Origin of the sequence: Acinetobacter entericus, assembly GCF_026168575.1 — a bacterium.
GTDB classification, from domain to species: domain Bacteria; phylum Pseudomonadota; class Gammaproteobacteria; order Pseudomonadales; family Moraxellaceae; genus Acinetobacter; species Acinetobacter bouvetii.
This window is the reverse complement of sequence record NZ_JAPEQW010000001.1, coordinates 257,237-276,044: the sequence shown is the minus strand read 5'-3', so window position 1 is coordinate 276,044 and position 18,808 is coordinate 257,237. Positions and strand designations below refer to the sequence as shown.

Sequence of the window (18,808 nt, the reverse complement as noted above, 5' to 3'; positions counted from 1 at the left end):
ATAAAAATCATTAGACAGAAAAAACCCGATCAGATGACCGGGTCTTTGTAGAATTTAAACTTAGTTTGCCATCAGCGCTTCAATGTCTTCCACCGACTTGACCACTGCGGCAGTCAGTACACGCGGGCCAGCTTTGGTTACAGCCACATCATCTTCTATACGGATTCCGATCCCGCGCCATTTTTCATCGACAGTTTCATCGTCCGGCGCAATATACAGCCCCGGCTCAACGGTGACGACCATGCCCTCTTCATAAGCACGCCATTCGCCGTCTTGCTTATATGCACCGACATCATGCACATCCATGCCCAGCCAGTGGCCAGTGCCATGCATATAGAACTGACGGAATGATTCAGCGGCAATAATTTCGTCAATGTTACCCTGCATAATGCCAAGGTCGAGCAAACCTTGCACCAATATACGTACCACGACATGATGTGGCTCTTTATAAGAGTTGCCAATACGCACGGCATCAATGGCGGCAAGTTGAGCATCTAAAACGACATTATACAGCGCTTTTTGTTCAGGACTGAATTGACCATTCACCGGAAAAGTACGGGTAATGTCGGAGGCATACAGCTGGTACTCACATGCTGCATCAATCAGCACCAGATCCCCATCTTTCAGTTCTTTGTTGTTTTCCACATAATGCAGAATACAGCCGTTTTCACCGCCGCCGACAATGCTGTTATATGAAGGTACACAGCCATTTTTGCCAAACACATAATTCAGTTCAGCTTCCAGCGCGTATTCCATCATGCCGGGCTTAACCGTTTGCATGGCGCGGGTATGCGCTTCTGCAGAAATATCAGATGCCAGCTGCATCAGCGCCAACTCATCTTCAGATTTATGCAAACGCAGCTCATCGACAATGCGGTCCAGCTGAATCACCTGAGCGGGTGCAGATGCCCCCTTGCGGGATTCACCGCCCGCAGCGGCAATCCATTTAGCAACACGCGCATCAAAATCGGCCTGCTGACCAATGCGGTAAAACAATTTGTCTTTGTTCTGCAATTTTTCAAGAATTTCTTCGTCCAGCAAATCAATGGCATACGCTTCATCGGCCTCATAGTCATCGACAGCGCCGTCCACACCTGCACGGTAGCCATGCCAAATTTCCATTTCACGGTCGCGTTCGCGGCAGAATAGGCTGTAGGTATAGCCGTCTTCTTCGCTGTCAAAGGTTTCAATCACTGCAACCGCTTCAGGCTCTGCAAAGCCAGTCAGATAAAAGAAACTGCTGTCCGCTCGGAATTTGTAGTCGGCATCGCGGTTGCGCATTGCTTCTTTGCTCGTTGCAATAATCGCGATGCTGCGCAGTCCCATTTCACCTGCAAGAATATCACGGCGTTCCTGAAAGTCAGCTTGAGTCAATTTCTTCATCTGAATACTTCTTATCGCTCTTAAATAAAAATAAAATAGTCAAAGTTAATGCTGAAAGCGGGATAAAACGCCCAAAATCAGCTTGGACGGTGCGGTGTAAACATTTCTACAACATTATTTGCACCAGCCGATTTTTTGGCAGAAAACAACTGCAAAAGCGGGCTTTCAGCCACTTCAATTTTTTTGCGGCCCATCGACAGGCTGACTGGAATCAGCCGTACAAACTCGTACAGTTCCTGATAGCTTTCTTCGCCTTCGTCATCATCATCCGATTCATCAAATTCAACCGAAGCGACATCCTGCAGATGCTCAATCAATTCCTGCTCTTCTGCGCGCAAATGCCCTGAAGCCAAGCCAAAGCCTAACACCACGCCTGCGCACCAGTCAGCAAGGGCTTGAACCCGTTCAGACAAACTGTGTTCATCATCCGGCAGCAGCGGTAAATAGTCCAGCTCATCTTCAGACAGCGCATGCGCAATGTCTTCGGTTTCGTCGGTTAAAGCCGCAATTGCTTCATCGCTGATTTCAGTCACTTCAAGCGTCGCTAAAATCTGCTGCCACTCTTCGCGCGTCGGCACCTGCGTCACACAGACAATGCCTGTCAGCAAGCCGTGCAATTCGCTGGGGCTGGAAATCTCTTCGATCTCACTAAAATTGCGGTTCCATTCTGACCAACCTGAAATATCGTCTTGCATTCGTTTATCCAATCTCTATACTTCTTATATATTACCTTTGTTTGCAATACTGTGCGACCACGATATGTTAGAAGAATTACAGCGTCTGCAAGCGCATCTGAACGTTTTAAAAACGAAACTTGCGCATTATGAAAGTGAAAACGCCTCACTTGCAGAAGATAAAAATTCTGCAAATGAACAGCATCATGCGCAAATTGTGCATAAAAACGGCATCATTACGCACAAACAAGAAGAAATTGATACGCTGACAGAGCAATTAACCGAATCCCGTTCTCAATTTCAGCACCTGAATAATGATGCAACCTCTTTGGCTGACCGTTACAGCCGTTTGGAAAAAAGCTGCACCGATTTAAAAAACCGGTTTCAGGAAATTTTGGCAGAACGCAATGAATTGCGTTTGGTCAAAGAAAAAATGCAAAATGAACAGCGCCATGCCATGCAGGAAATTCAATCCCTGCAGCAAGAACGTCAGCGCCTGCTGCAGAAAAATGAACATGCCAAAGCCAAAGTTGAAGCCATTATTCAGCGCTTAGCGGTTTTAGGCACTGCCCAAGATCAGCATGCGCAGGAAATCCAGCAATTGGCCCACCCAACTGACGCAAACGAGGAAGTTTAAGCATGACTGAACAAATTGCTGTCGATTTAAAAGTCCTTGGCCATAACTTCCGCTTAGCGACAACAGCTAGTCAGCAGGCTGATTTAGAACGTGCAGCCCAGCTGCTCAACGATAAATATGATGAATTCCGCCGCAAAGCGCCGCGCATGGAACCCAGCAAGCTGATTATTATGGTGGCGCTGGAGCTGATGCAGGAAGTGCTGAGCATGAATAAAAGCCTGCAGGAATATGAACACTGTGAACGGCTGCTGCAGACTATTTTGGAAGAAGCTGAAGATCTCGCTGAATAAGCGGGATCTTTTGCATAAAGCGCAGCCAAATACAAAAGAAGTTTACGCATCTTATGCCGAAGATGATTTGCCTCTAGCGCTTTATTGGTTATACTTGCTCTAACTCTGGGGTGTTCGCCAGCGGGTCTATTCCCCTGCCGATACTAACACTTATGGATCGTGTTCTGTATATTTAGAGCGTATGCCCATCTCCGTATGGGAAACCCAGCAAGTATACGTCGCGTCCACCTTGAACTCATCGGGTTCAGGGTAACGACACATGCAGCGGCATCTCCGGAGCTATTTCAATTTCAAACTATTCAAATTTATCGAACGCTTTCCAGCAAATTTTCCTCTTTTAATTGCTTTGCCATCCTTCGCTCAAAACATGTGACGCTTTCCCGTCCGGCCGGTTCATCAGAATGCAAGCTTCTAGTTTTGAATCACAAATCTAAAACACAATTCTGTTCTATCGCGATAAGCTGCGTATCCTGCCACTTTAGCGCTTTGCTGCATCCTCCGTAGATCGGTAAAATTCCATAAATCAGATGTGCAATATTCAGGCCTATTGCCGACTTACAGAGTCATCCCCAATTAGTGATCTCTGCGCATTGCAATCCCTGTCAAACCTGCGAGCCCCTGTAAACGGAATGTAAAAGCATGATTCATCCGCCTGCAACAGGCTCACCGCTATTTTCATACACCTAAATTCAATAGAATTAACGCTGCTAAAGCAGGAAGCGCTTGAATATAGAGAATCTTTCGGCTCGCCGTGACGCTGCCATAAATTCCTGCAATTAAGACACAGATCAGAAAGAAGTTTGCCAGCATGAATGAAAATGGCATCGATACCAGCAGCGACCAAATCAGCCCTGCAGCTAAAAAACCATTATAAAGCCCCTGATTCTGAGCCAATACTTTCGTTAATGCAGCCTTTTCTGGCGTATTTCCGAATGCTTTTAAACCCGCTGGCTTCTGCCACAAAAACATCTCCAGAACCAAAAAATAGATGTGCAAAAGAGCAATAATCACAATCAATATCTGAGAAAGCATATTTCTTTTCCTTCTGTTCCATGCTGTTTATTAATTTCGTTCTGGTCATTTTAAAATAATCGATTCAGCAATTTAAAACGATTTAATTTTTTGACCATGACTGCAAGCCATCTTCTAATGAAATACGGACTTTTTCACCCTGTAAACATGACTTAGCCAGTCACTGAACTGAGCAGCGCTTTCTTCAGCCTACGCAAAACAGCTTGATCCAAATGAAAGGCTGCCCAAGTGCGTTCAAGCGCTCACCCCTTAAATTGATCTAGCAAACAGCCGAAAACTCTGTTTTTACAATTTTTCCAGCTGCTGAATATAGCGGTTTATTTGCTGATCCATTTCCGGCATGATTTTGCTTAAAAATTGACAATAATTGATGGCGTCTTGCGCTGAAAGCACTCCAGATTTCACCAGCTGCATTTGCTGCTGCAGCAGCTCATGCACTTTTCGCGCATCGGGCTGCTGGCCATGGCTGAGGCTTATGCTGATGCCTTCAAACTCTTTATATAACCTGTCGCGCTGCTGTAATGCCGCGTGATCCGGCAGATAGGATTCCTGCTTTTTTTCCGGCACTGGCTGCAGAGAATTTGGCGCTTCTGCTGCTGATACTTTATTTTCAATCGCCGCAGGCTGAGTGCGCTGTGAATTCTTCAACAATGCCGCTGGATCAGGCTTTAAAAAAGCAAGCCAAGCCGACATCACCACAAACCCGATGGAAGCGGCCACGCCCAATTGCGCTCGAGAAAGCATAGTTCACCTTTTTTATTTTCATTCATTTGCCGTATTCAATGCGTCAGCGGAACTGCGCATCTTAGAGAACAGGCTGGCTTCCAGCCTGTTCTCAGCTCATCCGCTCTTTTTATTGCGCAGGCCAGCCTGCAGGCGCATAGCCGATGCGCACACGCTGCGGATGATTGCCTACAGGGACGCTCAGCACCTTATCGCCTGTTTCAAAATCAATCACTGTCACGGCGTCATTAGCGCTTTCAGAGATGATGCAGCTTTTTCCATCCGGGCTGCGGGTCGCCCAGTAGGGCTTGCCGGCAGCAATCAGTTTGCCTGCTTTTAAGGTTTTCTGGTCTACAATTGTGGCGTAGTCATCCATGGTTCCCGCGACACATAATTTCTCGCCGTCACTGCTGATGGATAAGCCGTGATGACGTGAATCATTGACCCATTTGCTGCGGTCAGAAGGAATTGTTGAACTGCCTGGCAGCTGCCCAATACGAGTCACTTTATCTTGATTTAAATCATATTCCACTAGGCCATTGAAAAATGAAACCTGCGCATAAATCTTGCTTTCATCTTTGCTGAATACAATTGGCCGTACCGCATTGGATAAGTCTTTGCGCCCAACAGCGTCCAATGCCGGACGGAAATCAATTTTTTTCAGCACATTAGAATTGCCTGCATCGGCAATAGTAAGATAGCGCTTGCCCTTGGTAAAGTCCTGCCATGAAGCATCCATTGAAGTTTCCACATTGCCGATTGCCGAGTTCAAAATCTTGCTGCCGCCATCGAAATAAATGTTTTCATGCGGTTTATCCCCTGTGGCAAAGCGGCCCAATTCCTTGCCGCTATTGATGTCCAAAACCTGCACAACATTGCCTGAAGAAGCCGAAACCGCCACTTGCTGTCCATTCGGAGACACCGCCATATGGTCAGCGCGGAAGCCTTCTACTGGCGTGCGCCAGTTAATCTTTCCAGTTGCAATATTAATCGAAACCACATCTGCAAAACTTGGACGGGAAGCCACGACCGATTTGCCGTCTGGTGTGGAATACATGTCATCCACCAGCTGATCGTGCCCTTCTCCTGCAGTCGATTGAATATAAGTGTAGGCAATCAATTTCACAGGATTTAAGTGGATTTCCAGCAGCCGCTCTTTACGGTCTGGAATCATGTTGATGACGCCAATCTTTCCAAAATCGCCGGAAGATCGGATCACGGTCACCGTGCCGTCCCAGTTATTGCCGACAAAAAAGACCTGCTGACTATTGATTGGCGCAGCAGCTATGGCTGCGCCAGAACCGGCTGCCGTCAAAATCAGCAGCTGCGCTACGTGATGCTTCACTTTTGCTTTCCATTTCATTTTTATTCTCCAGCAATCTGCTGATTTTTTTGATTTTTCTTTAATTTACAGCTGTTCAAAATGTTTTGATATCGCCGTCTGCAACAAGCACTCTTCTTTATATCAATGCCTGGCGCATGAATAAATATACAAATGTATAGATATAAGTGCACAATAAAATCCGATGAAATATTCACCAAAACCGGCAATTTAGATAAACGGAAGCATGCCTGCATCGAGATGAATATTTCAAATAGATGCTGCTCCGCACTTGCTGTTTAACATTGAAGGATTAAACTATAAAAAATTCTGAAACATAAAGCCGCATGTCCTACGATTTAAACACGCTTAGAAAAGACCTGCGCAAACAGCGCCGTGCTGTAAGCAAATTTCAGCAAAGGCAATCGGAACAGGCGGTATTAAATCGCATCATACGGCTGCCCGAATTTCAGCAGGCCAAAAAGATCGGCATTTATCTCCATGCCTTTGGTGAAATTCAGACCCGTAAAATTATGCAGTACTGCTTTGCTCAAGGTAAAGCCTTGTATTTGCCCATGATTTGCAATATGAATCAGCGCCTGTCATGGGTTCAAATCTCTCAGCATCAATATTTCAGCCAGCGATTTTCACACCACCCCTTAGGCATGAAAGAACCGATGTCCTCACGCGGCCTGCATGTGTCCAAATTGGATCTGCTGATCATGCCTTTATTGGCTTGCGACGGACAAGGCACACGCATTGGCATGGGCGGCGGCTATTACGATAAAACATTAGCTTCAGCGCCGCAGCATCCTTTCAGGCTGAGCCTTGCGCATCATTTTCAGCTGATCCGTGAAACTTTGCCCCGTGAATCTTGGGATCAGCCTTTGGACGCCTTGCTCACCCCGCAAACCTTATTGCGATTTCCGCGTTAAATTGATCATTTTGACAGGTTAGACTAATTTAAAATCAGATGTTTACTCATTTTTCATACAATTTATTCCGCCATACCCTTGTAATTTTTAAAATACCCATCACTATAAAAAACATGGCAACACCGTTGTCACTCATTAGGAGTGCCCATGTCTGAAATTATTATGAATGAAGAAACCTTAGAGCCTCAGGTTCCAAGTGTATTGCCACTTTTGGCGCTGCGCGATGTGGTGGTCTATCCTCACATGCAGATTGCGTTATTTGTGGGTCGTGAAAAATCGATCAATGCAGTGGACGTGGCTCGTAACAGTGACAATCTCGTATTTGTAGTTGCACAGAAAGATTCGCTTACAGAAGAAATTGATCACGACAATTTATATCAATACGGTACTGTCGCGAAGATTGTGCAAGTTGTGAATCACGAAAATGATGAAAACTGCATCAAAGTATTAATTGAAGGCTTGCACCGTTCAAAGCTGGTCAAAATCATCAACAATGATGAATACCTGTCTGCAGAACATAGCTTAAGCCCAATGACTGTTGCAGCCGAAAGCGAAAAGCATGAATCACGCATTGAAGAATTGCGCACCATGTTCGCGCAATATGCAGAAGCGAAACTTCGCAATGCGCGTGAGCTGATTGCAGCAGCCAACAAAATTGATGATTTATTGCAATTGCTGTTTTTCGTTGCAACCCGTGTACCTTTGAATATTGATGTGAAGCAAAAATTCTTAGAACACGATGAATTCGAAGCGCATTTGCAGGAATTGATGACTTACCTGCTGCAGCAGTCTGAAGAGCAGCAGATTGAACAGACTTTGCATGATTCAGTTAAACGCCAAATGGAAAAAAACCAGCGCGAATACTTCCTCAATGAAAAGATGAAGGTCATTCAGCGCGAGCTTTCCGACATGAATGGCGGCGCTGAAGACGACGTTGCAGAAATTGAAAGACGCCTTGCAGAAGCAGATTTGCCTGAACATGTGCGTAAAAAAGCGGAAGCTGAATTCCGCAAACTTAAAGCCATGCAGCCAGCGTCTAGTGAAGCGGCTGTGGTGCGTAATTATATCGAGGCCATCTTAGATACGCCTTGGAATAAAGCCAGCAAAGTCAGCATTAACTTAAGCAAAGCGCAAGAAATTTTAGATGCAGACCATTACGGCTTAGATGACGTAAAAGACCGCATTGTGGAATATCTGGCAGTGCAGTCACGGGTGAAAAAACTCAAAGGCCCGATCCTGTGCTTAGTCGGCCCTCCGGGTGTAGGTAAAACCTCACTGGGTGAATCGGTTGCGAAAGCGACAGGTCGTGAGTTTGTGCGTATGGCGCTTGGTGGCGTGCGTGATGAAGCGGAAATCCGCGGTCACCGCCGTACTTATATCGGTGCGATGCCAGGTAAAATTGTGCAGTCTTTAACAAAAGTCGGCGTGAAGAACCCATTGTTCCTGCTCGACGAAATCGACAAGATGGCGCAAGACTACCGCGGCGATCCTGCTTCTGCACTGCTTGAAGTATTGGATCCATCACAAAACAATAAATTCAACGATCACTATTTAGATCTTGATCTGGATTTATCTGAAGTGATGTTCATCTGTACTGCAAACAGCATGAATATTCCAGAAGCGCTGTTAGACCGTATGGAAGTGATTCGTCTGCCGGGTTATACCGAAGATGAAAAAGTGAATATTGCCGAACGCTACCTTGTTCCTAAAGCAATTAAGAACAATGGCCTGCGCGCTAAAGAGCTTACCGTGCATGAAGAAGCAATTCGCGACATCGTGCAGCGTTATACCCGCGAAGCTGGTGTACGTAGCCTTGAGCGTGAAGTGTCTAAAATTGCACGTAAAGTGGTAAAAGAAGCGGTTAGCAAGAAAGCGAAGAATCTTCAAATTGATGTAAATTCAGCGAATCTTCCAGACTACTTAGGTCCACATAAGTTTGACTTTGGTATGGCGGAAGAAGAAGCGCAAGTTGGCCGTGTAAATGGTTTGGCTTGGACTTCTGTTGGCGGTGAATTGCTGACCATTGAAGTTGCAGCTGTTACAGGTAAAGGTAAATTCATTACCACTGGCTCATTGGGCGATGTAATGAAAGAATCGATTACTGCTGCGATGACTGTAGTCCGTACCCGTGCTGATGAGCTAGGCATTGAAGCATCTCGCTTTGAAGAAACCGATGTGCATGTTCACTTACCAGAAGGCGCAACACCAAAAGACGGTCCGTCTGCTGGTTTGGCGCTAACCACTGCCCTAGTGTCTGCATTCACTGGCATTGCAATCCGTCCAGATATCGCAATGACAGGTGAAACCAGCTTAGGCGGCCGTGCAATGCGTATTGGCGGTTTAAAAGAGAAGCTTCTGGCTGCTCACCGCGGCGGTATTAAACTGGTATTCATCCCGCAAGACAACGTGCGTGACTTGGCTGAGATTCCAGACAATGTCAAAGAAGGCCTAGAAATTAAGCCGGTGAAAAGCATCGATGAGATTCTGCCATTGGCTTTAGTGGATATGCCGAAACCCTTGCCTAAGGCGCCGATTGTGAAGGCTTCTGGTGAAGTGAAAGCAGCCCGCCATTAAGCACTGATCAATGACCACATGCAAAAAGAGCGCTTCGGCGCTCTTTTTGCATTTCAGCGCAGCAGCTTTAGAAGCGGCACTGCCTATTACAAAATTAAAACTCCACTCTGAAGCATTTCACGCATAATAAATCAGATCAATTAATGATCACACTTGCATTCAAATTTTAAAGGCCAATCAATATGTCAAATCCTGTTTGCTGGTTTGAAATTTATGTCAATGATATGAATAGAGCCAAAAAATTTTATGAAACCTTACTCTCGGTTGAATTAAGCCTGCTGGGGGATCCAAACAATTCCAATATGCTCATGTGGGCCTTCCCTTCCGACATGAGCCAATACGGCACAACCGGCACATTGGTGAAAATGGACGGTGTACCCGCGGGAGGCAACAGCACCGTGGTTTATTTCAGCAGTGAAGATTGCGCCATAGAACAGGCTCGAATTGAATCCGCCGGCGGAAAAATTCATCAAGCAAAAATGTCGATTGGCGAATATGGCCATATTGTCTTAGGGCTCGACACAGAGGGCAATCTGTTCGGCATTCACTCAATGAAATAGAGCCAGCTGATGCTGGATAATGGGGCGGTATCGCTCTATTTTTTATTCGTCATCGCCCAGCATATGAAACGCGGCCTATCATGAGTTTTGCCCGCTAGAGAAATGCTGTGCAGAATGCCTAATGCGCACTCTTTTTGTTTAAAATTTATACAGATATTCCCAAAAGGGCAATTTAGGCGTACAGTAAATCTTTCAGAGCCGTTTTTAAATATATTGATTGTTTTCTTCGTGGCGTGATGGGAAATGCAGCCGAAAACTTACTTTAAGCCATAGCATGCAGCGTTTCAAACTACAATATATAAATTTAAAGCTTTGAAATATCCAGTTCTTTTAAACCCTTCACAATTGGAGAGCTGCTCTTGAAAAACGGTGATTTACCTCCATGTTAATAGTAGAGACATACTGCGCTGTATGTTCCATGTAGGCTCTAAGCTTAAAAATTTATGAGTCCTAAAATGGTCATCTGCATCTCCAGGCAGGTGATCTTTTATCGCAGTCCAAAGGCTTTCAGGACTGCGTTTTTTATGCAAAGGCTTTCTAAATCCAGCAAATATGCAAATAGATTCATTCTTGAATTTGCTTAAAAATGCGGGCATCGGATATCACTTTAAAATAGTTTGCACTAAGCCGTTTACCACCTGCCCCATTTTTCCGACATCCACATTGTCTATCGTGTCTTTATCGGTATGATAATTTTTATTGCGGTATACGCCCGTATCCGTAATGACAATTGCCGGCAAATCAAAAGCCCAGTAATTATTGTGGTCAGAGAAGTCCATTGCCTGAACAAAGGATGGCGCAATCAGCCGTTCACATTGCAGCTGATTTAAATTCTTCATTGCGCCGCAAAAACCGGCTGTAATCTCACGGGACTGCAAATTGCCAACGGCCGCAATATAATTGCCATGATCCGGATAAATCCATTTCAGGCCAATCGGATATTCCTGCACCAGGTTTGGATCAAAATAGCCAATATTTTCCAAGATATAAATGCTTTTAATTGCTTGATTTTGCTTTTCAATCGATTTTGCATGCACATAGCTGCCCATATCTTCCGTACCTGAAAACGGCGCTTCATTTAAGGTGTAAAACACAAAATCGACGGTATTTTTTAGACTGCTTTTTTCCGCTGACAGAATGCGCGCTGTTTCAATTACTCCAGCCACGCCAGATGCATTATCGTCCGCGCCGGGCTTATCTTCAAAAACATCATAGTGCGCGCCCACAATGATTTTTTCAGCGCTATTGCCCTTGAGTGAACACACCACATTGCGGTAAGCCTCATCGTTCACCTTATAGGTCTGATATTGGCATGGAATGCCAAAGAGCCGCATCTGCTCGCGGATCCATGAAGACACCCGGTTCAGCTCCCTCACATCTTTAAAATTCCGATAATCGCCGTCACCCAGCAGCTGTTCCATATAAACCGTTAAATTCTGCGGTTCTGCATTTTTAATTGCAGCGGCATGCGCAGATGAAGCGGCCATAACCGCCATGAAACTGAAGAAACTCTGCCCAGCAAGCTGTATGATTTTATATTTCTTCATCGCAAACTTCCTTATTATTATTTCTCAAGTTGTGTGAACAGGTTCACGCTTTCCAGATATTAAAGCAATAATGGCTAAGCCAATTCAATTGCAAATTGTTTCTGATCTCAGCAAAGCGTTATTTCTCGTTATAATGGCGCTTTACATTCATTACAGCCTGCTATGAAAATCCGCATTATCACCATTGGCCAAAAGATGCCTGCATGGGTATTGACTGGCTTTGAAGACTATTTCAAACGCATTCAGCCTTTTGTTCAAACTCAAATTATTGAACTTCCGATGGCAAAACGCGGTAAAAATGATTCAGAAGCAGATATTTTGAAATACCGCCAGATTGAAGGCGACAGTATTTTAAATGCCATGAAGCACAATGAAATTCTGATAGCGCTGGAAGTGGGCGGGCGTGAATTCAGCACAGAAAAACTGGCTGAAACCATGAAAGGCTGGATGCTGGAAGGCAATGATATTGTATTAGCCATTGGCGGGCCCGATGGGCACTCAGAAGCGGTCCGCAAAGCGGCTGCTTGGCATTGGTCGCTATCCAAACTGACACTGCCGCATCCGATGGTCCGCGTGATGCTGATTGAACAGCTGTACCGCGCCATGAGCATTAACCACAACCACCCCTACCACCGCGCGGGCTAATGCCTTCCTTTAAACGTTGCATTTATGCAACGTTTTGTTGATTAATCCGGTATTTATCGCATCTTAAAATTTTGTCAAAATACTTAAAGAACAGTTAATTAGGCGTACAGCAAATGAATCTGCAAACCCTGCCCGGCTTATTTATTTCCCATGGCTCGCCCATGCTGGCAATTAATCCTGAGCAAGTCGGCCCCGCTTTGGAACGCCTGAGCTTAAATCTGCCTAAACCTGAAGCCATCATTGTGATGTCAGCGCATTGGGAAAGCAGCGCGCTGGAAGTCAACACTGGCGTGCGTCCGGAAACATGGCATGATTTCCGCGGTTTCCCGCCTGAATTATACGATATCCGCTATCCTGCACCCGGCCATCCTGAATTGGCAGAAAATATTCTGCATATGCTCTCAGAAGCGGGTTTTTCCGCCCACGCCAACAGCACGCGCCCGCATGATCATGGCGTATGGATGCCGCTGCTGCATATGTATCCGCAGGCAGATATTCCTGTGGTCGAAATTGCCCTGCCAATCAGCATGTCAGCGCAAGATATTTACAAAATCGGCCAGACGCTTGCGCCTTTGCGCAGCAAACAAATTTTGATTATTGGATCTGGCAGCATTACCCATAACCTGCGTGAACTCTCATGGAACCGCCAGCCGGCTCCAGTCCCGGTATGGGCGTCAGTATTCCGCAATTATGTGGTCAGCAAGCTGGCCCACAGTGATTATGATGCTGTATTGGACTGGCAAACGATTCCCTATGCTGAACGCAACCATCCGACGCTGGAACACTTTGCGCCGCTGTTCTTTGCTATGGGCACAGGCCACCGTTTCAGCATCGTGCACAGCAGCTTCAGCATGGGGTCACTCGGCATGGACATTTACCGCTTTGATTAATACATAAAAACTATTTATAAGTTAACAAATAAATATTAATTGATACATTTTGATACCTAAAAGGGCCGAATGTATCCATTTTTTTTAAACTTGAATGCGATATGCTTGATCTTGTTTTCAAATCAATTACTTAATTCAGATAATACGTTGAGCAGACAATGAAATTGAAATATTTAGCCATCGCACTTTTCCCCCTTGCTTTAGCTGCGTGTCAATCCAGCGATATCCAAAAAGTAGGAGATTTAGCAGTGTCTGTTCTTCAGCAGCAAAATGCAGATCAAACTTTAGCGTCTTATCAATGGAGCACCGATACAGGCGCGCCGAAACCGCTTGTGCTTAATTTCGGTTCTGAAGGCCGCCTCAGCATTTCTACCAGCTGCAATACAATGGGCGGCTCTTGGAAAGTGGCAGGCAATCAAATTGTGACGGGGTCGATGATGTCTACGCAAATGGCCTGCCCTGATGCAGCCATGAAGCAGGAACGCTTGGCAGTCTCTATTTTCCAAAGCAGCAAAGTGCCGTTTGTCTTGAACCTGAATGATGCCGACCAGCCGACACTGACTGTAACGGCTGCAGATGGCAAACAGTATGTATTTACCGGAAAGATGACGCCTGAAACGAAATATCAGACTCAAGGTGAAACTATTTTCTTAGAAATCAGCCCAGAGACTAAAAAATGCGTTGGCGTCGCGCCGCAAACCTGCCTGCAAGTGCGTGAAATCAAATATGCCGAAAATGGCGTAAAAACACAGGTTGATAAAGACTGGACTTTATTCTACAGCGGCATTGAAGGCTACACTCATAACCCTGCAGAACGCCAAGTTGTCCGCATCAAACGTTATGAAATTAAAAACCCAGCTGCGGATCAATCTAAATATGCTTATGTTCAAGACATGATCATTGAACGTGAAGCAGTCAAAGGTTCTTTGTAAATGCTTGTCAGATCTTAATCTGTGATTGAAAGCATAAAAAAACCGAGGCCATGGCCTCGGTTTTTTTATTCAGCTGACCATGTTGATCCTGATCGGCGTCAACACAGCGCTGTGAATCAGATTAATATACGCCTTGAGCCAGCATGGCATCAGCAACTTTTACGAAGCCTGCAATGTTGGCGCCATTGACGTAGTTCACAGTGCCGTCAGCTTCTGTACCGTATTTCACGCAGTTGCGGTGAATTTCTTTCATGATGGCATGCAGGCGCTCGTCCACTTCTTCAAAAGTCCAGCCTAAACGGATGGCATTTTGAGACATTTCAAGCCCAGAAGTCGCAACACCGCCCGCATTAGAGGCTTTGCCCGGCGCATAAAGAATCTTCGCTTCAACGAATTTTTCTACTGCATCCAATGTAGACGGCATATTCGCGCCTTCCGCTACACAGATCGCGCCATTAGCAAGCAGCGCGGCAGCATCGTCAGCATCCAATTCATTTTGAGTTGCGCATGGCAGTGCAATATCACACTTGATAGACCACGGGCGTTTGCCTTCAAGGTATTCAAAACCGTGTTTAGACGCAAACTCAGAAATACGGCCGCGCTTGACGTTTTTCAGCTCCATCACTTCAACCAGAAGCGCATCTGTAAAACCGTCTTTAACGTATACAGTACCGGCAGAATCAGACAGTGATACCACTTTCGCGCCTAAGAACATTGCTTTTTCAGCTGCATATTGCGCAACGTTGCCAGAACCTGAAATCGTGACCACTTTATCTTTAAAGCTGTCGCCACGGGTCTTGAGCATTTCCTCAGCGAAATACACAGTGCCGTAGCCAGTCGCTTCAGGACGCGCCAGCGAACCGCCGAAAGTTAAGCCTTTGCCAGTGAATACACATGCCGTGTCATTGCTTAATTTCTTCATCATGCCGGCCATATAGCCAACTTCACGGCCGCCCACACCAATATCGCCCGCAGGGATGTCAGTGTTAGGGCCTAAGTGACGGTATAACTCAATCATCAGCGCTTGGCAGAAACGCATGATTTCGCCTTCAGACTTACCTTTAGGATCAAAGTCTGAACCGCCTTTACCGCCGCCCATAGGCAGTGTAGTCAAGGCATTTTTAAAAGTCTGTTCAAAGCCCAAAAATTTAAGAATTGAAAGGTTCACAGACGGATGGAAACGCATGCCGCCCTTAAATGGGCCAATTGCTGAATTGTATTGAACACGGAAAGCGCGGTTCACTTGAGTTTGACCTTTATCATCTACCCAAGACACACGGAATTGAATGGCGCGTTCAGGTTCAACAAGGCGTTCTAATAAACCATAGTCAGCATATTGCGGATTCTTTTCAATGAACGGCCAAAGGCTAGTCATAACTTCTTCAACAGCTTGAAGAAATTCGGGTTGATGTGAATCACGTGTTTTTACGTAGTCAAGAAAGTCGTTAAGGCTGTTGTATTTCAACGCTTAATCCTCAGCAGAAATGGATCAAAATCGATCAAAATTTTAATCAGTGATATATTTTGGCGCAAAATATTAAATATCTTTTGCATCATTTCAGCAATAGTTTTCTAAAAAAAACTTAATTTTCTTTATAGAACATAGATTTAATTTAATCTAATAGTCTTTTTTATTATAAATGAAATAACTTTTTAGAATAATTTAATGTAATATTTTGCTCGATAATAACGCATAAAAAGAACCATTTTCGTGCAATTCCTTGCGCTGTAACGACTGTGCTTTGCTGTGTTGCGGCCCTCTTGCTAAAGGACATCCCTCCGCTTAATCAGCCTTCGGCATAGACGCATTCAGCATACATAGCGCTTCTTTTTATCGTGAAATGCCCTAGGACTTAATACTTTTAGGGCATTGCTTTTATGAAAGCATTTCGTAAAGCATGCAAACGGCAACAATCATAGATCAAAGACAAGCGGCGGCTTTTTCATTTACGCTCAAAAAACAGCCTCAAAAATCATTGTTAAAACATGCTAATATTGCACTCCAGCATTTTGTTTCACGCTGACTGCACAGCATTTCCGGTTATCCATGAATACACAAATTTCCCTCATCCAAAAAATTGATGCCCTGCTCCCGCAAACACAATGCGGACTTTGCGGACATCGAGATGGCTGTTTGCCTTATGCAAAATCCATTGCTGAAGGTGAGGAAGCCAATAAATGCATCCCTGGCGGCCAGCCTGTTGCTGATGCGCTTGCTACATTGCTGAACCGGGCGGCCTTGCCGGCAGAAGAGAGCATTTGGCCTGTACAGCAAGATGGCCGTCCACAGCGCATGAAAGCAGTCATCCGTGAAGATGAATGCATTGGCTGCACCAAATGCATCAGCGCCTGCCCAGTGGACGCCATTATCGGTTCAGGCAAATTGATGCATACAGTACTGACTGACCTCTGCACTGGATGCGAACTGTGCATTCCGCCTTGCCCAGTTGACTGCATTGATTTGATTGAAGATGTGCAGCCGCTGCCGACAGAAAGCTTGCGCGCGCAGGAGCAGCAGGATTTGCGCCAGCGCTACTATGCGCATATTCAGCGTGAAGAAAAACGCCGCATCAACCGCAAAGGCCCTGTCGTTCGCGCTGAAATTGATACGGCGCTCTTTGCCCGTTTTTCAACGCAGTCCGATAGCGTTCCCGACATTGAACTGACTGAAAAAACAGATAGAAAAAACTTAGTGCAGGATGCTAAAGCCACCATTGAATTGGCTAAAATCCGCACCCAGATTAAGAAACTGGAAAAACAGCTCAGTGTCCGTGAAGATGCCAACAAACGGGCGCTGCTGGAAGATTTAAACCAGCAGCTGAATGCACTGCAAGGGGAATAATATGGCCGTCAAAAACATGACTAAGAAGCAGATTCAAACTTTTTTTGAACGGCTTCGCGCACAGCGCCCCAATCCTAAAACAGAACTCAATTATTCAAGCCCTTTTGAACTGCTGGTTGCCGTCACTTTGTCTGCGCAAGCGACAGATGTCAGTGTAAATAAGGCCACCGATAAACTCTTTCCGGTCGCCAACACGCCAGAAGCCATCTACGCGCTGGGTGTTGAAGGCTTAAAGGAATATATCAAAACCATTGGTTTATATAATTCCAAAGCGGAAAATGTCATCAAAGCCTGTAAAATGCTGATCGAAAAACATAACAGTACTGTTCCGGGTAACCGTGCGGATTTGGAAGCGCTGCCCGGCGTTGGGCGCAAGACAGCCAATGTAGTATTGAATACTGCCTTTGGACAGCCAACCATGGCGGTAGATACGCATATTTTCCGCTTAGGGAATCGGACAGGCTTAGCTGTAGGGAAAAATGTGCTGGAAGTCGAACACCGCTTGGTGAAAGTCATCCCCAAAGAATTTATTGTCGATTCACATCACTGGCTGATTTTGCACGGCCGCTACTGCTGCACTGCGCGTAAACCTAAATGCGGTGAATGCATTGTCTCCGATGTCTGCAACTGGCCAGACCGTTTCGAATTTGGCGCAGCCCGCACAATCGCCGTCAAAAATATTGAGGCATGATTTTTTAAAATCGGCATGGCTAGATCTAACTCAAAATGCCTCAATTGGGCGTCTGCTGGGCTAAGGCAATGAAATGAACAGCCGCTTAATGGCAATCCGCCCACTGCAAGCATTGTGCTTTTAATGAATAGACTCTGCATGCTGCTGTTCTGTGCGCCTGCTATTTTTTCTTTTGCTGCTCTTGTTCTTTTTTCAATTTTGGGTGCAATTGATACTCAACAGGCTGATTGCGGCGCTCCAGTTTTTCCTGTTCCTGTGTCTTTTTGAGCAGCTTAAAGCTGTAATACAGCATGCCCAAAACCACTACTGCAGCTGCCGCCAATACCAAAATAACCGCAATATGCTCCACAGCCCAATCTCCAAAAAACAGCGCAATAAAAAAGAGCCCTAATATGACTTAGGACTCTTTGAAAGTCAAAACCCGTAAAAACGGATTATTTTGACTGGTCTAAAATAGCAAAAAGATCAGTTTGAACTTCATCAATTGGACGCAAACCGTTTAGTTTATCGTAAGTTGGCGCATTCTCGCCTGAAGCCGCGCGGCCTTGATAAAAACCGACCAGCTGTTCAGTTTCAGTATGGTATGAACCTAAACGCTTACGAATCGTCGCTTCTAAATCATCTGGACGCTGAACAAGGTCTTCACCCGTTTCATCATCTTTACCTTCCACTTTTGGCGGATTGTAGACAATGTGATATACACGGCCAGACGCTGGATGCTGACGGCGGCCAGACAGGCGTTTAACGATTTCTTCATCCGGCACATCAATTTCAATCACGTGATCAATGCTGATACCTTCGTTTTCAAGCGCTTCCGCTTGAGGAATAGTACGCGGGAAGCCATCAAAAATGCAGCCGTTCACACAGTCAGGCTGTGCAATACGTTCTTTCACTAAACCAATGATCAGCTCATCAGATACAAGACCGCCATTGTCCATCACGCTTTTAGCCTGCAGACCAAGTTCAGTTCCTTCACGAATTGCAGCACGGAGCATATCACCGGTTGAAATTTGTGGGACATTGTAGCGCTTACAGATCAACTGAGCCTGTGTACCTTTACCTGCTCCAGGTGGTCCGAGTAATATAATGCGCATAAAAAAACATCCTCATTTAAACAATGTATTTGACGCCG

General features: G+C 45.5%; 19 protein-coding genes and 1 other RNA gene. 11 read left to right on the top strand and 9 right to left on the bottom strand.

All coding sequences use genetic code 11. The features are described from left to right. Positions 1-60: 60 nt before the first annotated feature. The gene (gene pepP / locus OKC24_RS01345; protein ID WP_130147731.1) at positions 61-1,383 is read right to left on the bottom strand and encodes a Xaa-Pro aminopeptidase; all 1,323 of its coding nucleotides are present in this window, start codon (positions 1,381-1,383) and stop codon (positions 61-63) included. Positions 1,384-1,460: 77 nt separating this feature from the next. Next, positions 1,461-2,078 carry a UPF0149 family protein gene (locus OKC24_RS01340; protein WP_130147733.1) on the bottom strand — a complete coding sequence of 206 codons (618 nt, stop codon included), beginning with the start codon at positions 2,076-2,078 and terminating at the stop codon, positions 1,461-1,463. A 64-nt stretch (positions 2,079-2,142) separates the two neighbouring features. Here OKC24_RS01340 and OKC24_RS01335 point away from each other — a divergent pair, with 64 nt between their 5' ends. The 3 genes from OKC24_RS01335 (at position 2,143) to ssrS (ending at position 3,268) form a co-directional block, all read left to right on the top strand. After that, complete coding sequence (locus OKC24_RS01335) at positions 2,143-2,694, top strand: hypothetical protein (protein WP_130147735.1); 552 nt, start codon at positions 2,143-2,145, stop codon at positions 2,692-2,694. A 2-nt stretch (positions 2,695-2,696) separates the two neighbouring features. Then, positions 2,697-2,984, top strand: coding sequence for a cell division protein ZapA (locus OKC24_RS01330; protein ID WP_005008385.1), 288 nt, complete (start codon positions 2,697-2,699; stop codon positions 2,982-2,984). Between the two features lie 99 nt (positions 2,985-3,083). Next, positions 3,084-3,268: non-coding RNA, 6S RNA (gene ssrS, locus OKC24_RS01325), on the top strand. Between the two features lie 391 nt (positions 3,269-3,659). Here ssrS and OKC24_RS01320 read toward each other — a convergent pair. From OKC24_RS01320 to OKC24_RS01310, 3 genes are all read right to left on the bottom strand, one after another. After that, the gene (locus OKC24_RS01320) at positions 3,660-4,016 is read right to left on the bottom strand and encodes a DUF1304 domain-containing protein (protein WP_130147737.1); all 357 of its coding nucleotides are present in this window, start codon (positions 4,014-4,016) and stop codon (positions 3,660-3,662) included. A gap of 285 nt (positions 4,017-4,301) precedes the next feature. Beyond that, entirely contained in the window at positions 4,302-4,760 is a 459-nt protein-coding gene (locus tag OKC24_RS01315) for a hypothetical protein (RefSeq protein WP_130147739.1), read from the bottom strand. Positions 4,761-4,869: 109 nt separating this feature from the next. Beyond that, positions 4,870-6,102: a YncE family protein gene (locus OKC24_RS01310; RefSeq protein WP_130147741.1), complete on the bottom strand. Its 1,233-nt coding sequence runs from the start codon at positions 6,100-6,102 to the stop codon at positions 4,870-4,872. 305 nt (positions 6,103-6,407) lie between these two features. On the opposite strand from OKC24_RS01310, the gene OKC24_RS01305 reads away from it, so the two are divergent. The 3 genes from OKC24_RS01305 (at position 6,408) to OKC24_RS01295 (ending at position 10,129) form a co-directional block, all read left to right on the top strand. After that, positions 6,408-6,995 (top strand): 5-formyltetrahydrofolate cyclo-ligase, encoded by a 588-nt coding sequence (locus tag OKC24_RS01305; protein WP_130147743.1) that lies wholly within the window; start codon positions 6,408-6,410, stop codon positions 6,993-6,995. A gap of 147 nt (positions 6,996-7,142) precedes the next feature. Then, positions 7,143-9,569: an endopeptidase La gene (gene lon, locus OKC24_RS01300; protein ID WP_131276317.1), complete on the top strand. Its 2,427-nt coding sequence runs from the start codon at positions 7,143-7,145 to the stop codon at positions 9,567-9,569. A gap of 182 nt (positions 9,570-9,751) precedes the next feature. Next, a complete protein-coding gene (locus OKC24_RS01295; RefSeq protein ID WP_130147747.1) occupies positions 9,752-10,129 on the top strand; it encodes a VOC family protein in 378 nt (125 codons plus the stop codon). 602 nt (positions 10,130-10,731) lie between these two features. On the opposite strand, the gene OKC24_RS01290 is transcribed toward OKC24_RS01295, so the two are convergent. Next, positions 10,732-11,676: a M28 family peptidase gene (locus OKC24_RS01290; RefSeq protein ID WP_130147749.1), complete on the bottom strand. Its 945-nt coding sequence runs from the start codon at positions 11,674-11,676 to the stop codon at positions 10,732-10,734. A 162-nt stretch (positions 11,677-11,838) separates the two neighbouring features. On the opposite strand from OKC24_RS01290, the gene rlmH reads away from it, so the two are divergent. The 3 genes from rlmH to OKC24_RS01275 all read left to right on the top strand — a co-directional run bounded on the left by rlmH (position 11,839) and on the right by OKC24_RS01275 (position 14,143). Beyond that, complete coding sequence (rlmH, locus tag OKC24_RS01285; protein ID WP_005008370.1) at positions 11,839-12,321, top strand: 23S rRNA (pseudouridine(1915)-N(3))-methyltransferase RlmH; 483 nt, start codon at positions 11,839-11,841, stop codon at positions 12,319-12,321. A 113-nt stretch (positions 12,322-12,434) separates the two neighbouring features. Beyond that, positions 12,435-13,211, top strand: a complete 777-nt coding sequence (locus OKC24_RS01280) for a dioxygenase family protein (protein WP_130147751.1) — start codon at positions 12,435-12,437, stop codon at positions 13,209-13,211. A gap of 158 nt (positions 13,212-13,369) precedes the next feature. Continuing rightward, the gene (locus tag OKC24_RS01275; RefSeq protein ID WP_130147753.1) at positions 13,370-14,143 is read left to right on the top strand and encodes an META and DUF4377 domain-containing protein; all 774 of its coding nucleotides are present in this window, start codon (positions 13,370-13,372) and stop codon (positions 14,141-14,143) included. Positions 14,144-14,264: 121 nt separating this feature from the next. Here the strand turns inward: OKC24_RS01275 and gdhA are convergent, their stop codons facing one another. Beyond that, a complete protein-coding gene (gdhA, locus tag OKC24_RS01270; RefSeq protein WP_005008365.1) occupies positions 14,265-15,608 on the bottom strand; it encodes an NADP-specific glutamate dehydrogenase in 1,344 nt (447 codons plus the stop codon). 582 nt (positions 15,609-16,190) lie between these two features. On the opposite strand from gdhA, the gene OKC24_RS01265 reads away from it, so the two are divergent. Continuing rightward, positions 16,191-16,985: an RnfABCDGE type electron transport complex subunit B gene (locus OKC24_RS01265; protein ID WP_130147755.1), complete on the top strand. Its 795-nt coding sequence runs from the start codon at positions 16,191-16,193 to the stop codon at positions 16,983-16,985. A gap of 1 nt (position 16,986) precedes the next feature. Then, positions 16,987-17,676, top strand: coding sequence for an endonuclease III (gene nth / locus OKC24_RS01260; protein ID WP_130147757.1), 690 nt, complete (start codon positions 16,987-16,989; stop codon positions 17,674-17,676). A gap of 160 nt (positions 17,677-17,836) precedes the next feature. On the opposite strand, the gene OKC24_RS01255 is transcribed toward nth, so the two are convergent. Together OKC24_RS01255 and adk are read right to left on the bottom strand one after the other, a co-directional pair. Further along, positions 17,837-18,025, bottom strand: coding sequence for a hypothetical protein (locus OKC24_RS01255; protein WP_130147759.1), 189 nt, complete (start codon positions 18,023-18,025; stop codon positions 17,837-17,839). A gap of 85 nt (positions 18,026-18,110) precedes the next feature. After that, positions 18,111-18,770, bottom strand: a complete 660-nt coding sequence (adk, locus tag OKC24_RS01250) for an adenylate kinase (protein WP_130147761.1) — start codon at positions 18,768-18,770, stop codon at positions 18,111-18,113. Positions 18,771-18,808 lie beyond the last annotated feature (38 nt).

Excerpts from the sequence above, each read along its gene's own strand:
- adk (WP_130147761.1), bottom strand. The coding sequence starts at position 18,770 with ATGCGCATTATATTACTCGGACCACCTGGAGCAGGTAAAGGTACACAG.
- OKC24_RS01315 (WP_130147739.1), bottom strand. The coding sequence starts at position 4,760 with ATGCTTTCTCGAGCGCAATTGGGCGTGGCCGCTTCCATCGGGTTTGTG.
- OKC24_RS01330 (WP_005008385.1), top strand. The coding sequence starts at position 2,697 with ATGACTGAACAAATTGCTGTCGATTTAAAAGTCCTTGGCCATAACTTC.
- OKC24_RS01280 (WP_130147751.1), top strand. The coding sequence starts at position 12,435 with ATGAATCTGCAAACCCTGCCCGGCTTATTTATTTCCCATGGCTCGCCC.
- OKC24_RS01340 (WP_130147733.1), bottom strand. The coding sequence starts at position 2,078 with ATGCAAGACGATATTTCAGGTTGGTCAGAATGGAACCGCAATTTTAGT.
- OKC24_RS01265 (WP_130147755.1), top strand. The coding sequence starts at position 16,191 with ATGAATACACAAATTTCCCTCATCCAAAAAATTGATGCCCTGCTCCCG.
- OKC24_RS01320 (WP_130147737.1), bottom strand. The coding sequence starts at position 4,016 with ATGCTTTCTCAGATATTGATTGTGATTATTGCTCTTTTGCACATCTAT.
- OKC24_RS01295 (WP_130147747.1), top strand. The coding sequence starts at position 9,752 with ATGTCAAATCCTGTTTGCTGGTTTGAAATTTATGTCAATGATATGAAT.
- OKC24_RS01305 (WP_130147743.1), top strand. The coding sequence starts at position 6,408 with ATGTCCTACGATTTAAACACGCTTAGAAAAGACCTGCGCAAACAGCGC.
- rlmH (WP_005008370.1), top strand. The coding sequence starts at position 11,839 with ATGAAAATCCGCATTATCACCATTGGCCAAAAGATGCCTGCATGGGTA.
- OKC24_RS01275 (WP_130147753.1), top strand. The coding sequence starts at position 13,370 with ATGAAATTGAAATATTTAGCCATCGCACTTTTCCCCCTTGCTTTAGCT.
- OKC24_RS01310 (WP_130147741.1), bottom strand. The coding sequence starts at position 6,102 with ATGAAATGGAAAGCAAAAGTGAAGCATCACGTAGCGCAGCTGCTGATT.
- OKC24_RS01290 (WP_130147749.1), bottom strand. The coding sequence starts at position 11,676 with ATGAAGAAATATAAAATCATACAGCTTGCTGGGCAGAGTTTCTTCAGT.
- OKC24_RS01335 (WP_130147735.1), top strand. The coding sequence starts at position 2,143 with ATGTTAGAAGAATTACAGCGTCTGCAAGCGCATCTGAACGTTTTAAAA.
- pepP (WP_130147731.1), bottom strand. The coding sequence starts at position 1,383 with ATGAAGAAATTGACTCAAGCTGACTTTCAGGAACGCCGTGATATTCTT.
- lon (WP_131276317.1), top strand. The coding sequence starts at position 7,143 with ATGTCTGAAATTATTATGAATGAAGAAACCTTAGAGCCTCAGGTTCCA.
- nth (WP_130147757.1), top strand. The coding sequence starts at position 16,987 with ATGGCCGTCAAAAACATGACTAAGAAGCAGATTCAAACTTTTTTTGAA.